15 protein-coding genes are annotated in these 15179 nt (G+C 40.5%); 12 read left to right on the top strand and 3 right to left on the bottom strand.

The window, feature by feature from the left end:
* The gene (locus Q0A08_RS01260; protein ID WP_438464327.1) at window positions 1-1776 is read right to left on the bottom strand and encodes a DEAD/DEAH box helicase; all 1776 of its coding nucleotides are present in this window, start codon (window positions 1774-1776) and stop codon (window positions 1-3) included.
* Between the two features lie 157 nt (window positions 1777-1933).
* Between Q0A08_RS01260 and Q0A08_RS01265 the strand changes: the two genes are divergently transcribed.
* The 10 genes from Q0A08_RS01265 to Q0A08_RS01310 all read left to right on the top strand — a co-directional run bounded on the left by Q0A08_RS01265 (window position 1934) and on the right by Q0A08_RS01310 (window position 11602).
* Entirely contained in the window at window positions 1934-2596 is a 663-nt protein-coding gene (locus tag Q0A08_RS01265) for a 2OG-Fe(II) oxygenase (protein WP_438464328.1), read from the top strand.
* Between the two features lie 228 nt (window positions 2597-2824).
* Window positions 2825-2992 carry a periplasmic nitrate reductase, NapE protein gene (locus tag Q0A08_RS01270; RefSeq protein ID WP_438464329.1) on the top strand — a complete coding sequence of 56 codons (168 nt, stop codon included), beginning with the start codon at window positions 2825-2827 and terminating at the stop codon, window positions 2990-2992.
* Window positions 2993-3005: 13 nt separating this feature from the next.
* Complete coding sequence (locus Q0A08_RS01275) at window positions 3006-3587, top strand: ferredoxin-type protein NapF (RefSeq protein ID WP_438464330.1); 582 nt, start codon at window positions 3006-3008, stop codon at window positions 3585-3587.
* The gene (locus tag Q0A08_RS01280; protein ID WP_438464331.1) at window positions 3584-3940 is read left to right on the top strand and encodes a chaperone NapD; all 357 of its coding nucleotides are present in this window, start codon (window positions 3584-3586) and stop codon (window positions 3938-3940) included. Before Q0A08_RS01275 ends, Q0A08_RS01280 begins: the two co-directional genes overlap by 4 nt.
* Before the next feature lie 85 nt (window positions 3941-4025).
* The gene (napA, locus tag Q0A08_RS01285) at window positions 4026-6521 is read left to right on the top strand and encodes a nitrate reductase catalytic subunit NapA (RefSeq protein WP_438464332.1); all 2496 of its coding nucleotides are present in this window, start codon (window positions 4026-4028) and stop codon (window positions 6519-6521) included.
* Between the two features lie 16 nt (window positions 6522-6537).
* Window positions 6538-7032, top strand: a complete 495-nt coding sequence (locus Q0A08_RS01290) for a nitrate reductase cytochrome c-type subunit (RefSeq protein WP_438464333.1) — start codon at window positions 6538-6540, stop codon at window positions 7030-7032.
* A 7-nt stretch (window positions 7033-7039) separates the two neighbouring features.
* Entirely contained in the window at window positions 7040-7642 is a 603-nt protein-coding gene (locus tag Q0A08_RS01295) for a cytochrome c3 family protein (protein WP_438464334.1), read from the top strand.
* A gap of 139 nt (window positions 7643-7781) precedes the next feature.
* The gene (moaB, locus tag Q0A08_RS01300) at window positions 7782-8324 is read left to right on the top strand and encodes a molybdenum cofactor biosynthesis protein B (protein ID WP_438464335.1); all 543 of its coding nucleotides are present in this window, start codon (window positions 7782-7784) and stop codon (window positions 8322-8324) included.
* 168 nt (window positions 8325-8492) lie between these two features.
* The gene (trhO, locus tag Q0A08_RS01305; RefSeq protein ID WP_438464336.1) at window positions 8493-9536 is read left to right on the top strand and encodes an oxygen-dependent tRNA uridine(34) hydroxylase TrhO; all 1044 of its coding nucleotides are present in this window, start codon (window positions 8493-8495) and stop codon (window positions 9534-9536) included.
* A gap of 356 nt (window positions 9537-9892) precedes the next feature.
* The gene (locus Q0A08_RS01310; RefSeq protein WP_438464337.1) at window positions 9893-11602 is read left to right on the top strand and encodes a family 14 glycosylhydrolase; all 1710 of its coding nucleotides are present in this window, start codon (window positions 9893-9895) and stop codon (window positions 11600-11602) included.
* A gap of 90 nt (window positions 11603-11692) precedes the next feature.
* Here the strand turns inward: Q0A08_RS01310 and Q0A08_RS01315 are convergent, their stop codons facing one another.
* Complete coding sequence (locus Q0A08_RS01315; protein ID WP_438464338.1) at window positions 11693-12556, bottom strand: urea transporter; 864 nt, start codon at window positions 12554-12556, stop codon at window positions 11693-11695.
* Between the two features lie 252 nt (window positions 12557-12808).
* Here Q0A08_RS01315 and Q0A08_RS01320 point away from each other — a divergent pair, with 252 nt between their 5' ends.
* A complete protein-coding gene (locus Q0A08_RS01320) occupies window positions 12809-13345 on the top strand; it encodes a DUF924 family protein (RefSeq protein WP_438464339.1) in 537 nt (178 codons plus the stop codon).
* 5 nt (window positions 13346-13350) lie between these two features.
* On the opposite strand, the gene Q0A08_RS01325 is transcribed toward Q0A08_RS01320, so the two are convergent.
* Window positions 13351-14106 carry a substrate-binding periplasmic protein gene (locus tag Q0A08_RS01325; protein WP_438464340.1) on the bottom strand — a complete coding sequence of 252 codons (756 nt, stop codon included), beginning with the start codon at window positions 14104-14106 and terminating at the stop codon, window positions 13351-13353.
* A gap of 179 nt (window positions 14107-14285) precedes the next feature.
* Here Q0A08_RS01325 and Q0A08_RS01330 point away from each other — a divergent pair, with 179 nt between their 5' ends.
* The gene (locus tag Q0A08_RS01330; RefSeq protein ID WP_438464341.1) at window positions 14286-15158 is read left to right on the top strand and encodes a LysR substrate-binding domain-containing protein; all 873 of its coding nucleotides are present in this window, start codon (window positions 14286-14288) and stop codon (window positions 15156-15158) included.
* Window positions 15159-15179: the final 21 nt, after the last annotated feature.

Raw genomic sequence — 15179 nt, forward strand, 5'->3', positions numbered from 1 at the left:
CTAAGCCTTCTCATTATGGGATAACTGGTTTGCTTTACGATAAGCCCCTTGATAATCAAAGAGCTTTTGAGTCACTTTCCAATAATGTTGAGATTTTCGAGCGATGACAAAATCAGGGTGAGGCAAATAAGGTAAAAAAGGCGTAATTTCCTTGGCCTGACTAATCGTAACTTGAGTGATGCCAGAGGCGATACGTTTGACAAACTCTTGTTGAAAGGCTTTTCTTCTGGCTGCATTATTGAGCTTAAAGTTTTCAGTCAGTTCATTGCCATCTTCATCGAAGTAGCGCACAAATACGGTATTTTCTTTTTCATTTAATTCAACTTTAATACCTGCACAGCGGATGACTTTCGCATCTTTTAGATTTAATGCTTTTTTAAGTAGCTCATCAGGGTCAATAATATCCTTGTGGCAGGTCTGACAAACTCTCGCGGCAATGTCATTTTCACCGTCACAATGTGGGCAGCTTTTAAATTTAAAGCGGTAGTCGCAAGCTTCTTCACCATCTGGAGTTTCAGCTAGTCCATGGCAACGACGGCCATAATGTTCAATAAGTTGACCTTCTTCGTCTGTTTTACCCCAAAACGTATTTTGAAAGCCACATTGAGGGCATTCTACCATCACAGCTTCACTGTTTTTATTTGGTTTTTTTTCGCCAACTTCTGGGGTAAATAGATCATAGCCATTACCCGCATAATCCAGAATTAAGCAGCTCTCTTTACCTTCATCTAAACGTAGGCCACGGCCCACAATTTGTTGATAAAGACTAATGGATTGAGTGGGTCTTAACACCGCTATCATGTCCACATGAGGGGCATCAAACCCAGTGGTTAATACAGATACATTAACCAAGAAACGATACCGCTTTTGCTTAAAATCTTGGATGATCTGATCTCTGTCACCATGGCTGGTGGCTCCCGTAATTAACGCGGCTGATTCAGCTGCCAGATAACCCATTATCTCATTCGCATGTTTAACGGTAGCGGCAAAGATCATCACGCCAGTTCTCTCTTTTGCCAGCTCAATCACTTGCTCTAAAATGGCTTGAGTTACTCGCGGGTACTGGCCAATTAAATGATTGAGATCTTTTTCACTGGCATTGCCAAAAGCATTGGTTTCAAGTGCACTAAAATCGTAATTTGCGATAGTGGCGTCGTGGACCGTTGGTGGAGTGAGAAAGCCATGTTTGATCATATAACGTAGTGGCAACTCGTAAATACACTTTTTAAAGACGGTCTCTTTTTGGCTGCGATTAAAGCCATGGTAGTGATTTTGATAAATCCAACCAAAGCCAAGTCGAAAGGGGGTTGCTGTTAGGCCTAAGGTTTTAATATTTGGGTTAACTTGGCTTAAATGAGTCAGTATTTTTTGATATTGGCTGTCTTCATCCATGGCAACCCTATGGCACTCATCAATGACTAATAAACTAATCGGGTCTTTAAAGTCAGTAAGGTTAGGTAAGACAGATTGCACACTGGCAAACGTGACTTGATGATCTAAGGATTTTTGTTTTAATCCCGCAGAGTAAATGCCAGCAGGGCGTCCAGTAAGGCAAAATTTGGCATGGTTTTGTTCGACCAACTCTTTCACATGGGTCAGGCAAAGTACTCGACCTCGGGCGATATTAGCAAGCTCAGCAATGACTAAGCTTTTACCCGCGCCTGTCGGTAATACGATAACGGCAGGATCTTGAGTTTGCCTGAAATGGGACAAGGTAGCATTGACTGCATCTTGCTGATAATCCCTTAATGTATAGGGTTTTATAGGGTCTGACATCGCTGCGATCTTAAACTTAGATATATTCTTTTTTATTGATAGTCATTACTTGATGTTAGCCCAGATTGAAATCAAGGTCTGTCTCTCTACAAGTAAGGTGGTTTCGCGTATTATGCGCCTTCACTGAATTCTAACCTAATGTATTTTTGGAATATTTATGCAATTTGATGCTGATATCACGCGCTTCTTTCAAACGGATGGCTTGACCCAATTGATTGAAGATATTCGCATACAAGGCTATAGCATTCAGGATAGCTTGCTTGATCAGAGCTTGGTAAGCAGGTTGCAAGCTGAAGCTGAATCACTTGAAGTGAGTGACATGAAACTTGCAGGTGTAGGCCGTAAGCAAGACTATATACAAAAGCAGGACGCAAGACGTGACTATATTTGCTGGTTAGAAGACTCTCATCCTGCAGGTCGAGATTTTATACACGCCATGGATGTGCTTAAGCAGGTATTAAACCGCCAATTTATGTTGGGTTTGTTTGACTATGAATCCCACTATGCTCGTTATCAAGCGGGTGGTTATTATGAAAAGCACCTTGATGCATTTAAAGGCAAAAGCAATCGAGTGCTCTCTACCGTGCTTTATCTCAACGATAACTGGCAAGCTGAAGATGCGGGTGAGTTTGTATTATTTGATGAACATGACCATGAAAAAGAAGTTGGTCGTTATTTACCTCAAAAGGGCCGTTTAGCGGTATTCTTAAGTGAAGACTTTCCTCATCAAGTCATCCCCGCGAATCGCCAAAGGCATAGTATCGCAGGTTGGTTTCGCATTAATAATTCAGTCTCTGGTGTGATAGATCCAACACGTTAATCTCAAAAAATAGATGATAGTTCAGCTTAAGTTCAACTTAAGCTCACTTCTGTCATGGTTTAGAAAACACACTGACTTATATCACTAAATATCGACTTTGAAATTAATGTTGAATAAAAAATGCTTATCTCTGATGCAGGTCAGGCACTGCTCGTATTTACATAGATAAGCGCTTTTTAAAGGCGTATTTTCCCTCCTATAGAGTTATCCCGCTATAGGAGGGTTCTAATGACTCATAAGCAAAACACTTCAGCCCCACGTACCAAAATGGCAGAGATTAATACCTCGCTATTTCTTACTTTTATCCTCATACCTTTACTGACAATTGGCGGTATCGCAGCATACGGTTTTGTTGTCTGGTTTTTACAAATACTCAATGGTCCTCCGGGTAGTTAGTTGGGCATTTAATATGACGATGAATCATTCTAGAAGAGCACTTTTTTTAAGACCTTTTTCTCAACCAGATCAGGTACAAAAGCAGTTTCACCTCCCTTTGAGGCCGCCTTGGGCTTTAGCTGATGATGATTTTCTTGAGCAATGTACACGCTGTCATCAATGCATTGATTCGTGTGAAGAGAAAATTATTAAAGTTGCTGATGGTGGTTATCCCGAGATTGATTTTAGTAAAGGCGAATGTACTTTTTGTGAAGCCTGTGTAAATGCATGTGATACCCAGTTTGAACAAGGCATTAATCAAAATGAACATCCAAAAAGCTCACCCGCCTTGGTTAAATCAAACGGATTAAATGCGTTTTATTTTGATTTAAATATTGATGAGTCTTGTTTAAGTAAACATAAGGTGGCTTGTCAAAGTTGCCAAGAAGTATGTGATAACGAGTCTATTTCTATGATCTGGTCATCATCAATCCCTGTTCCAGAAATAGCCTTAGAAGATTGCACTGGTTGTGGAGCCTGTGTCGCAATTTGCCCATCTAACTCATTTAGCATGTCTGCTTTAGCAACCCCTAACCGTTTAGGACATATGTTATGAAAGAAATAACCAGTCATATCAGTAGCTTTATTGTTTACTGCCGCCCTGAAAGGCAGCAGTTGATAGAGCAGGCATTAACTGCAATGGCAGAGATAGAGCTTCATGGCAGTGATGGCAATGGAAAGTTTGTTGTTGTGACCGAAGCCCCCCACCAAGGTGTGATTTTGGATCGAATTGAAGCAATAACAGCGTTAGAAGGGGTCGTGGATGTCTCAATGGTTTATCACCAGGTGATGCCAAGTGATGAGCTTGAAGATGAGTTAAAGGAAGAAAATGCTGCTCAGCTATTGACCTCAAAAGAACATGTTCAGTTTTGTGAGAATGATGTGCAAAAACATGCCAGTCAGCATTAAAGCACAAACATTTTTTAGGCCTATGTATTTAAAGAATTAATTGAGGTTCACCCCTTTGTGAACCCGTAAGAGCCGGAGAGTATCAATGAAATTAACCCGCCGAGATGTCATTAAAGCCCAAGCCGCAACGATTGCAGCTTCTGTCGCTGGTATTAGTTTACCAACAAGTGCGAGTAACCTTATTACCTCAAGTGCAGCGAATGAGTTGACATGGTCTAAAGCGCCGTGTCGTTTTTGTGGCACAGGGTGCGGTATTAGTGTTGCTACTAAAAACGGTAAGGTTGTTGCAACACATGGGGATGTTAAAGCCGAAGTAAACAAAGGGCTTTCTTGTGTAAAAGGATATTTTTTATCCAAAATTTTATACGGGAAAGACAGATTGACTCAGCCTTTATTACGCAAAAGAGATGGTGTTTATCATAAAGAAGGTGAGTTCACGCCAGTATCTTGGGATGAAGCTTTCGACATCATGGCAGAGAAGTGGAAAGCGACCTTAAAAGCTAAAGGCCCCACTGGCATAGGTATGTTTGGTTCTGGCCAATGGACAGTACATGAAGGTTATGCCGCTGTAAAACTTATGAAAGCAGGCTTCCTGTCTAATAATATTGATCCAAATGCTAGGCATTGTATGGCATCGGCTGTGGGTGGCTTCATGCGTACTTTTGGTATTGATGAACCAATGGGATGCTATGACGACTTTGAGAACTCAGATGCTTTTGTGCTTTGGGGTTCTAATATGGCAGAAATGCACCCTATTTTATGGACGCGTATTGCTGACCGTCGTTTAAGTCATCCTCATGTTCAGGTTGCTGTCTTATCAACCTATAAACACAGATCATTTGATCTAGCAGATATTCCAGCCGTTTTTACACCGCAAACCGATATGGTGTTGTTGAATGCGATCGCCAATTACATCATTGAGAGTGGCAATGTAAACCAGTCGTTTATTGAAAAACATGTGAACTTCAGAGAAGGGGTAACCGATATAGGTTACGGCTTAAGGCCAACTCATGAACTAGAGAAAAAGGCTAAAAATGCGAAAAAAGCAGGTGCTTCTACACCAATCGATTTCGCTGCTTTTGCTGAGTTTGTGAAGCCTTATACCTTTGAGTACGCTGAAAAAATGTCTGGTGTACCTGCAGCGAACATAGAGAAAATTGCCAAGCTATATGCTGATCCAAAGACCAAGGTGATGTCTTTGTGGACTATGGGAGCAAATCAACATACACGTGGCGTTTGGACAAATAACCTGCTTTATAACATTCACCTTTTAACCGGCAAAATTTCAGAGCCAGGAAACGGACCTTTCTCATTAACAGGCCAACCTTCAGCGTGTGGTACCGCACGTGAAGTGGGTACTTTCTCCCATAGATTACCTGCAGACATGGTGGTGGCGAATCCAGAGCACAGGGCTTATTCAGAAAAAGTATGGAAGCTGCCAAAAGGAATACTGAATGCCAAGCCAGGTTCTCATGCGGTTAAACAAAGTCGAGATCTAAAAGACGGCAAGATTAATGTTTACTGGCTGCAGGTAAATAACAATATGCAGGCAGGTCCTAATATTAACGAAGAGATGCTACCTGGTTATCGTAACCCAGATAACTTTATTGTCTGTTCTGACCCTTATCCAACGATCACTGCTGAAGCATCTGACCTAATCCTACCGACTGCTATGTGGGTAGAAAAAGAAGGGGTTTACGGCAACGCTGAACGTCGAACTCAAGCTTGGTATCAGTTAGTTAACGCACCAGGTGAAGCCCGTTCTGACCTATGGCAGCTGGTGGAATTTTCTAAACGTTTTACCACAGAAGAGGTTTGGCCTGCTGATGTCTTGGCTAAGAATCCCGCTTATAAAGGCAAAACATTGTTTGATGTGCTCTTTAAAAACGGTCAAGTCGATCAGTTTCCTCTGTCACAGATTAGTCAGGACTATGAGAACCAAGAATCTAATGACTTTGGTTTTTATCTGCAAAAAGGCTTATTTGAGGAGTATGCCATTTTTGGGCGAGGCCATGGGCATGATCTGGCTGATTACGATAGATACCACAAAGAGCGAGGATTACGTTGGCCAGTTGTTAATGGCAAAGAAACCCAATGGCGCTTTAAAGAAGGTTCTGATCCTTATGTAAAAGCAGGAACTGGTTATCAATTTTATGGCAAGCCAGATAATCGTGCTGTCATTTTCGCTTTGCCGTATGAGCCTCCTGCTGAAAGTCCAGATGCAGAGTTTGATATGTGGCTAAGTACAGGTCGAGTATTAGAGCACTGGCACACAGGTTCTATGACTCAAAGGGTGCCAGAACTGTATAAATCTTTCCCTGACGCACTTTGTTATATGCATCCTAAAGATGCCAAACAAAGAGGTTTACGCCGAGGTGATGAAATACGTGTGGTCTCTCGCCGTGGAGAGATTAAAACGCGAGTAGAGACACGAGGCCGAAATAAACCGCCTGTGGGCTTAGTGTTTGTGCCTTTCTTTGATGCGACTCAGCTAATTAATAAGGTGTGTTTGGATGCAACGGATCCAATTTCTAAACAAACAGACTTTAAAAAATGTGCTGTCAAAATTGTTAAAGCCTAAATGAAGGAGAATGATGATGTTTAAAATTTTCACCCAAAAATGGCTAACAAGTTTACTTGGTTTAGGTTTGATTAGTTTTAGTTTGATCGTATCTGGGGTGTCCAGTGCTCAAGCACAAGACGTCCAAGTCGCAACTATGCGTGACAATATCTTATTAACAGAGGAAGTCGCACCGCCAGCGATTGCCAATGTTGAAAATAAAGATTTAAAACGTATGCGCGATTACCCTCAGCAGCCGCCAACTGTGCCCCACATTATTAGCAAATATCAAATTGATAAGAATGTGAACCAATGTATGGATTGCCATGCGAGAGATAAGGCCAGCGAAGTTCAGGCGACCCCAGTTGGAGTAAGCCATTATTTGAATCGAGAAGGTGAGTATCAAGCTGGTATGTCTCCACGACGTTATTTCTGTACTCAGTGTCATGTGACTCAAACAGAGTCAAAACCTCTAATAGATAATGAGTTTGTTGACGTAAATGACTTGATGAAACCAGCAGCTAATAAGTAGGTCGAGTATGAAAAATATTTTGGCATTAATAAAGTTGGGTTGGCAGATATTGTCTCGTCCAGCAGTACATCTTTCTCTTGGCTTTTTAGTGATTACAGGCTTTGTTTCTGGGGTGATTTTTTGGGGTGGGTTTAACACCGCCATGGAGTTAACTAATACCGAGGCTTTTTGTATTAGTTGTCATGAAATGGAAGATAACGTTTATATGGAGTTGCAAAGTACCATTCACTATAGCAACCGTTCTGGCGTGAGAGCGATTTGTTCTGATTGTCATGTTCCCCATGCTTGGAGCGACAAAATAGCCCGTAAAATGCAGGCCTCGAAAGAAGTCTGGGGCAAAATTTTTGGCACGATTAATACCCGCGAAAAATTTGAAGGGAAAAGGCGAGAATTGGCCGAACATGAATGGGCAAGATTAAAAGCAAACAACTCACTAGAGTGTCGTAATTGTCATGAGTTTGACTCAATGGACTTTACCCGACAGAGCAAGCGAGCAGCGTTTCAGCATTCTGGTGCGTTGGCCAGTGGTGAGAAAACCTGTATCGATTGCCATAAAGGCATTGCGCATAAACTACCTGACATGGCAGGGGTTGAAGGTATAAGTCACTAACTTTTTTAGATAAATCAATCTATCTCAATGAGACTAGTATTAGCCGCTTACAGTCGCTATTAGTAGTTTCTTTCAGATAGAAAAACGCTATCAATTTTATTGGATAATTAATTGCCTTATTTAAGGCTTTGGAGACACCATGGGAAACCATGTCAGTACAGAATTTGTTCCTCTACGCATTGCGGTTCTAACCGTATCTGATACTCGTACTAGACAAACAGATACCTCTGGAAAACATCTTGTAGAGGCGCTTCAGGCAGCAGGCCATCACTATGAAGATAAGATCATCTGTAAGGATGATATCTATGAGATTCGCGCCTATTTATCTGCTTGGATCAGTGCTGCTGACGTTAATGTTGTATTGATCACGGGTGGAACGGGATTTACTAGTCGTGATTCTACCCCAGAGGCGATTATCCCTTTACTTGATAAAACGATTGATGGTTTTGGCGAATTGTTTAGACACTTATCTTATGCTGATATAGGTACATCTACTGTACAGTCGCGTGCCTTGGCAGGGCTTGCAAATAATACTTTAGTGGTTGCTATGCCAGGCTCAACAGGTGCCTGTGATTTGGCTTGGCATGGCATATTGAAAGAGCAACTAGACTCACGCCATGGACCTTGTAATTTTGTACCCCATTTGGCAGCTGATGCTAAGTGTTGTGAAACCCGTAACTAATATCAGTAAAATAAGTGACATAAATAAAAGTTAAAACACCTCAAAAAGAAGGTTCGAGTTTTTAGAAAGTTCATTTAAAAACTCGAATTCTTTGATGAATATCACTATAATGCGCGCCTTAATTTTAACTGCTCTGGTTTTACGTTCCAGACCGCATTGGAGTGATACATGTCTCAATCTACCCGTACTAATACCCCAACAGAAAATACAGATCAGGTTGTTGTCTGTGCTTTATACAAGTTTGTTACCTTAAAAAACTATGTTGAGTTAAAAGAGCCTTTATTAGCTTGTCTTACAGACAATGAGGTGCGTGGTACCTTGTTATTAGCTGAAGAAGGGATTAACGGTACTGTCGCAGGAAGCCGAGTAGGTATTGATGCCATGTTGGCTTGGTTAGATCGACAACCAGGTCTTGAAAATATTGTTTCTAAAGAATCTTATGATGAGGCAATGCCGTTTTATCGTACTAAGGTAAAATTGAAAAAAGAAATTGTTACCATGGGTGTTGAAGGCATAGATCCAAAAGAAGTGGTGGGCACCTATGTTAAGCCTCAAGATTGGAATGCTTTAATTTCTGACCCAGATGTGGTTTTGGTTGATACCCGTAATGACTACGAAGTCCAAATTGGCACCTTTAAAAATGCGGTAAACCCTAAAACGGATACTTTCCGCGAGTTTCCTGCTTATGTTGAAGAAAACATGGACCCAGGCAAACAAAAGAAAGTGGCTATGTTTTGTACCGGTGGCATTCGTTGTGAGAAGTCGACTGCCTATATGAAAGAACAGGGCTTTGAAGAAGTTTATCACTTAGAAGGCGGTATTCTTAAGTACCTTGAAGAAGTGCCAAAAGAAGAGACACTTTGGGAAGGTGACTGCTTTGTCTTTGATAACCGTGTATCGGTTAATCACGACCTTGAAAAAGGTGAATATGATCAGTGCCACGCTTGCCGTATGCCAATTACCAAAGAAGAACAAGAAGATGAGCGTTTCCAGCAAGGTGTGAGTTGCCATCACTGTTTTGATAAATACACAGATGCACAACGTCAGCGCTTTATCGAACGAGAGCGTCAAGTACAACTCGCTAAAGAACGTGGCGAAGAGCATATCGGTGCAGAAGTTTCCGATGCTGTGATGAAACATCGCCAAGAGAAGCAGGATGATAAAGAACGCCAACGCCTGTTAAGAGAAAAAAGACAAGCAACAAAGGCGTAATTTCAACTAATTGAGATTAGGTTCACTGTAAAAGCCAGTATGAAGTGTCTTTATACTGGCTTTTTTATGCTTTAAATTTAATTGTTAAGTTAATTTTAAGTTGCCGATAGTTGTACGTTTTAAAAAGTATCTATCAATAAATTTAATAAAAACAATAGTTTGTTTGCTTTGTGTTTTATTATTTTTCCTTGCTTGAATAGAATCTTAAAATTGGCTTCTGCGATAAAGGATTAAGGGAAAATTGAGTGTCCTTATGGCTTGAGCTAAGGAAAATATCAAAACTATACTGTTTCGCACCTTAAGAGGGCGATATGCCAAGCAGAGCCCATAACAATAAAATTTTATAGGGAATGAAAATGAAAAAACACATTGCGCTATTAACCACGCTCACCAGTGCCTGTTTTTATCCTTTGTTGCTAGAGGCAAATCAAGCGAAGACAGTAAACGTGATGGCTCCGTTAGAAATAACTAATGAGGCTGCTTGGAATACTTTCCAAAACCAGCTTTATACGGCTAAAAACATGGGCATAGATGCAGTGTCTGTGGATGTTTGGTGGGGAAAGGTAGAAGCTGCTGGCGATCAAAACTTCGATTGGACCTATTATGACAAGGTGGTTGAAAAGTTAGAAAATGCCTCGTTACATTGGGTGCCAATAATCAGTATGCACCAATGTGGTGGCAATGTTGGAGACGATTGTAATATCCCATTACCCAATTGGATCTGGACTGCCTATAACTCAGTTAATCAAAATGACCTTAAGTATCTGAGTGAACAGGGGAACTACTCCCAAGAAACGGTTTCGCTTTGGGCAGATGATCTTGTATTGCCTCAGTATCAACAGCTATTAGAGGCCTTTGAAAGCCAATATGCGAGCAAAGCTAGCATGATAGACGAAGTAAATGTGTCTATGGGGCCTGCTGGTGAGCTGAGATACCCTTCTTACAATAGCCATGATACGGGAACGGGTTATCCTACTAGAGGCGCTTTCCAAGCCTATGGTGCGAGAGCGGTAACAGACTTTCAAAACTGGACTATGGCGAAATACCAAAACCTATCAGGTATAAATCAGGCTTGGTCATTATCTTTGACCAACCTAAATCAAGTGACACCACCGTCTAATGCAGACTTCTTTATTAACCAAGGAGATCAGTTCAACACGCAATATGGTAAAGACTTTATTCGCTGGTACCACGAGAGTCTTGTGGCACATGGTAAGCGTATGATGGATATGGCCATTAACAGTTTAGATGGTGCGCTTAGTGGGGTTGAACTAGGGTTTAAAATTCCTGGTATTCACTGGAAAATGGGAATTACAGATAATACCCGCCGATCAGCAGAAATGGCTGCTGGCTTGATCCCTTCTGATATCGATCTAACAAGTCGTAATACAGCGCATGGTTATGAAACCATCTTATCCTTGGTAGAAAGTTATAAAGCAAACCCTAGGTCTGTGATATTACATTTCACCGCATTAGAAATGGATAACCAAAACTATGCGCCTCAATATAGCTTGGCTAAAGATTTAGTCTTTTGGGTAGCAGAAGGCGCAGCAGATAAAGGTGTGGTGATTAAAGGTGAGAATGCCCTTGCTGGTGGTGTTGCCACACAAACAGGCTGGAATAATATTGAAAATGCTTTCCGTTATGCAAGTTATGAGGGGATGACTGTGCTACGCATTGGTGATGTGACTAATGGCGGCACAGGCCAATCTCGTTATAGTCAGTTCGTCACTAATTTCAAAGCTGACGTTAACCAAGGCGATCATGCCTATGTTAGCTTTAGTTGTAACAACGCAAACACTTATGTAGGGCAGAGTGTTTATGTTGTAGGGAATATTGATGCGTTGGGTAGCTGGCAGTCTAGTCAAGGTATCAAATTGGATGCGGCTAACTATCCTAACTGGCAAGGTATTGTGCCTGTACCTGGCAATACTCAAATAGAGTGGAAATGTGTTAAACATGAAGACATTAATACAAATGCTGGCGTTGAATGGCAAGGTGGTACTAACAATCAAGTTACCTCAGGTAATCTTGGTCAAACAGTACAATCCAGTGCTAATTTTTAAACTTCTATAAAAGTTTAGTTGCAGGTTCCTAGGGAAGTAATCTTAGTAAGCTTTACTTCTCTAGGCGTTTATTTATCCGATGCTTTAGCTTTAAAGAGTGAACTGAGGAAAAATCGGTCTATAAAGCATTTTTAGCCAGTAAATAATCCATACTGAGAGTACAAATGGCGCAGTTAATGCTGGTAAGTTTAAGAAGCTAAAGGCATGAGTGATTAATACACTCAAGCAAGTGCCTATCGTAATAATCACAAGCTTAGATTTGCATTTTTCCACTAATACAATACAAACTAAAACCGCATTATAACTATACATACCTTGTTCTATAGCAACTGGGTCGAAACCGAGACCCAAAGCAAAAACTAGGCTTAAAACTGAAGCGAAAACAGCCCAGATAGCCATTCTAAAAGAATGAATAGTTAACGCAATCAAGCATAACAGGCTGGCGAAAACACTATCAAGAAAGAGAACTTGTCCTAAGCCTTTTATGGGGGTAAAGGGTTCAATAGTAATCGCTTGCACATGCGTTATCGTACTAACAGGGATAAGGTTCAGATAAGGGCTACATAAGAGAACTAACCATACAGTAAGAAGATAAGGGCTAGTATAAGGGGGGATTTTCGGCCCTAAAAGAGTGCTTATTTTACTTGTGATAAGTGTGGTGAAAATGCTGGCAAGTACGATGACGATACAAACCGTCAGACTAATTTCATAGAAGGTTAAAATTGCCATTCCTAACAAAGCAGGGTTATAGCCAAATAAACCTAAATCAATTTTATTCTTATCCAATTCTACCAAGCTTGCTGTGATAACCCCAACGAGCGCACCTAATAAGCAACCGAATAACAAATTTGAAGATAAAAGCGCTAATGTAATCACCATCACTAGACCTATGACGGGATTACTTAGCAAAAATATCTGACTAATTCCGCGTAAGTACAAGACTGAATGTTTCATAATGGACTTCCTCCTCTTACTGACGCTGAATGTTGATGAGAATAATTCGGGCATGCTAACTGAAAAGAGGCTGAATAGTAAGTATCTATAATCTCATTTGTGAAATTATAGTTTCGCATCTTGGCTTTTGGAATAATAGGTACAAACTTGTTTTAGTTAGATAGTATTATTGAGGTCGTCTTAATTAGACTTGCCTTAATTAGATCTGTTTTATTTTAAAAAAGTGCGATATAGAAAAGAGAGGACAAGGACATGAGTTACCAGTCGGTATTGGATTTTTGGTTCAAAGAATTGTCAGCGAAACAATGGTTTGCCAAAGATGATGATTTAGATGAAGACATTAGTGAGCGTTTTTCAGCACTGCATTACCAAGCCAGTATTGGTGAATTAAGCCATTGGCGCAATGAGCCAAAATCTGCATTGGCAGAAATTATACTGTTGGATCAATTTTCAAGAAATATATTTCGTGGCACCGCCAAATCATTTGCCTTTGACAGCTTAGCCTTAGTATTAGCGCAAGAAGCGATTAGACGTGGGGATTATAAAACCTATGATGCCGCTGAGTTTGATTTTATGATGATGCCCTTTATGCACAGTGAATCTGCTTTAGTTCATGAAGAAGGGCAGCCTTATTTTCAATTATCAAACAATGAAAATATGAAATCCTATGAACAGAAGCATTTGGATATCATCAAAATGTTTGGTCGTTACCCTCATCGAAATGAGATATTAGGTCGTGAGTCCACTCCAGATGAGTTAGCTTTTTTAATTGAAAATCCAGGGTTCTAAAAGCCTTATAAACCCCACTTTAAAATGATTTGTGAATAGGCCTCTGATTGTTTGAAATCAATCAGAGCCTGCCTGAGCTTATTAATTAAGTTATCTGATGTTGTTAGGCTTGCAGCTAGATAATAACCTTCTTGAGAAATCTCATCTAACTTAAACACATTTTGTATCCAATTATCGGGTTTGTCTCCATACGAGGTGACGACGTGATTCATCACGGCATTTGGCATTGGCCAAAGCTCAATTCGACCTAGTTTTAATTGTTCATAGTGCTGATGGTAAGTATTTTCACCACTGAGGCGTTTAAAGTTAAGAGAATCAAAGCCTTTCGTTAATAAGAAGGTCTCTCTAGCATCTTTAAATGTGGTTCCTATGATAAAAGGCTTCATGTCATTTAATTGGTTGATTCTGATATCGGTACGACTTTTTAGTGCAAACACTGATTGGTTTGCAGGGACTAAAACGCCAACCCATTTGAATAGTTTCTCTCTGTCTTTACGTCGACTAATTGAAAAAATGAACCCATTCTTTTTATGCTGACTTATATGCATAGAACGGGCCCAAGGGAAGCTTTTTATTTCATAATCTTGTTGAGTGATTTGCATAATAGCCTCTACAACCTCAGTAGAAGCGCCAACAAATTTGCCCCTTTCTGTGTAATTAAAAGGGGGGAACTCTTCACTATAAAGGGTGAGTGAGGCAGCCGTTAGATGAGGAATAAAGATGCTTAGCAACAAGGCAAAACACAACTTGTTAAATAACATAAGCTTCCTCAGTAAATGATAAAGGATAGGAATCATTTATCAGCTTAGCAGGTTTAATTAAAATTAAAGGGCATTAGAGTACAGAAAAAGTTTAATTTGTTATTATTAACAAGGTATTACACTCTATTTTTGAGCTTATGGCAGCAGATTTATAAGGTGAATTTGATCGTGGTGAGTCAATGAATATTAATGATATGTTAGTTTTTGCTGAGGTTGTCGCCAGAGGTGGCTTTACCGCCGCGGGCGAGTCCCTGAATAAGCCTAAATCGAACATAAGTCGTACTGTGACTCGCTTAGAAGAAAGTCTTGGAGTAACGCTTCTACAAAGAACAACGCGTAAACACACTCTGACAGAAGTAGGCCAAATTTATTATCAACATTGTCTAAGGATTAAAGAAGAGTTAGATTCCGCTCAATATTCTCTAGAAACGTTAACCCAAACCCCGCGAGGAAAGTTAAGAGTCAGCGCCTCAGTGTCGGTCGGCCAAAATTTAATTGCGCCTCTAATGACGGGGTTTATGCGAGCCTACCCTGAAGTCAGTGTGGATCTTCGTTTGATTAATCGTCGTGTTGATGCCATAGAGGAAAACTTTGATATTCTCATTCGGATAGGAGATTTAGCCGACTCAAGTTTGGTTGCCAGCGACTTATGTTGCCGTCATGTGAACTATTATGCAGCACCTGATTATTTGGTAGATAAGCCGGAGCCCAAGATAGCTAATTTATCCGAGTTTCAGTTATTGCATATGAATAGTTTAAACAATCCTGCTTTATGGACCTTTGAAAAGCAGGGCCAAGCACGTGAATATCATTTCAAACCAAGCTTTGAATCGGATGACTTTAGTGTCATAAGGCATGTCTTGTTAGATGGTTTTGGGATAGGTCAATTACCTGACTATATGGCTGATGCCTATGTTAAAGAAGGCAAGTTAGTTAGAGTTTTGCCTAATTGGCATGGACCGACAGTCGCATTACATTCATTGGTACCAAGTCGAAAAGGAGTTACCCCAAAAGTTAGGGCATTTTTAGACTATATAAAAGAACGAGTCTAATTTGATGTGCCTTATTAAGAC

The organism is Marinomonas sp. PE14-40 (assembly GCF_051623805.1).
GTDB lineage: Bacteria > Pseudomonadota > Gammaproteobacteria > Pseudomonadales > Marinomonadaceae > Marinomonas.

Bases quoted from the DNA above. Each gene is read 5' to 3' on its own strand.
- Q0A08_RS01260 (WP_438464327.1), bottom strand. From the start codon at position 1,776: ATGTCAGACCCTATAAAACCCTATACATTAAGGGATTATCAGCAAGAT.
- Q0A08_RS01265 (WP_438464328.1), top strand. From the start codon at position 1,934: ATGCAATTTGATGCTGATATCACGCGCTTCTTTCAAACGGATGGCTTG.
- Q0A08_RS01270 (WP_438464329.1), top strand. From the start codon at position 2,825: ATGACTCATAAGCAAAACACTTCAGCCCCACGTACCAAAATGGCAGAG.
- Q0A08_RS01275 (WP_438464330.1), top strand. From the start codon at position 3,006: ATGACGATGAATCATTCTAGAAGAGCACTTTTTTTAAGACCTTTTTCT.
- Q0A08_RS01280 (WP_438464331.1), top strand. From the start codon at position 3,584: ATGAAAGAAATAACCAGTCATATCAGTAGCTTTATTGTTTACTGCCGC.
- napA (WP_438464332.1), top strand. From the start codon at position 4,026: ATGAAATTAACCCGCCGAGATGTCATTAAAGCCCAAGCCGCAACGATT.
- Q0A08_RS01290 (WP_438464333.1), top strand. From the start codon at position 6,538: ATGTTTAAAATTTTCACCCAAAAATGGCTAACAAGTTTACTTGGTTTA.
- Q0A08_RS01295 (WP_438464334.1), top strand. From the start codon at position 7,040: ATGAAAAATATTTTGGCATTAATAAAGTTGGGTTGGCAGATATTGTCT.
- moaB (WP_438464335.1), top strand. From the start codon at position 7,782: ATGGGAAACCATGTCAGTACAGAATTTGTTCCTCTACGCATTGCGGTT.
- trhO (WP_438464336.1), top strand. From the start codon at position 8,493: ATGTCTCAATCTACCCGTACTAATACCCCAACAGAAAATACAGATCAG.
- Q0A08_RS01310 (WP_438464337.1), top strand. From the start codon at position 9,893: ATGAAAAAACACATTGCGCTATTAACCACGCTCACCAGTGCCTGTTTT.
- Q0A08_RS01315 (WP_438464338.1), bottom strand. From the start codon at position 12,556: ATGAAACATTCAGTCTTGTACTTACGCGGAATTAGTCAGATATTTTTG.
- Q0A08_RS01320 (WP_438464339.1), top strand. From the start codon at position 12,809: ATGAGTTACCAGTCGGTATTGGATTTTTGGTTCAAAGAATTGTCAGCG.
- Q0A08_RS01325 (WP_438464340.1), bottom strand. From the start codon at position 14,106: ATGTTATTTAACAAGTTGTGTTTTGCCTTGTTGCTAAGCATCTTTATT.
- Q0A08_RS01330 (WP_438464341.1), top strand. From the start codon at position 14,286: ATGAATATTAATGATATGTTAGTTTTTGCTGAGGTTGTCGCCAGAGGT.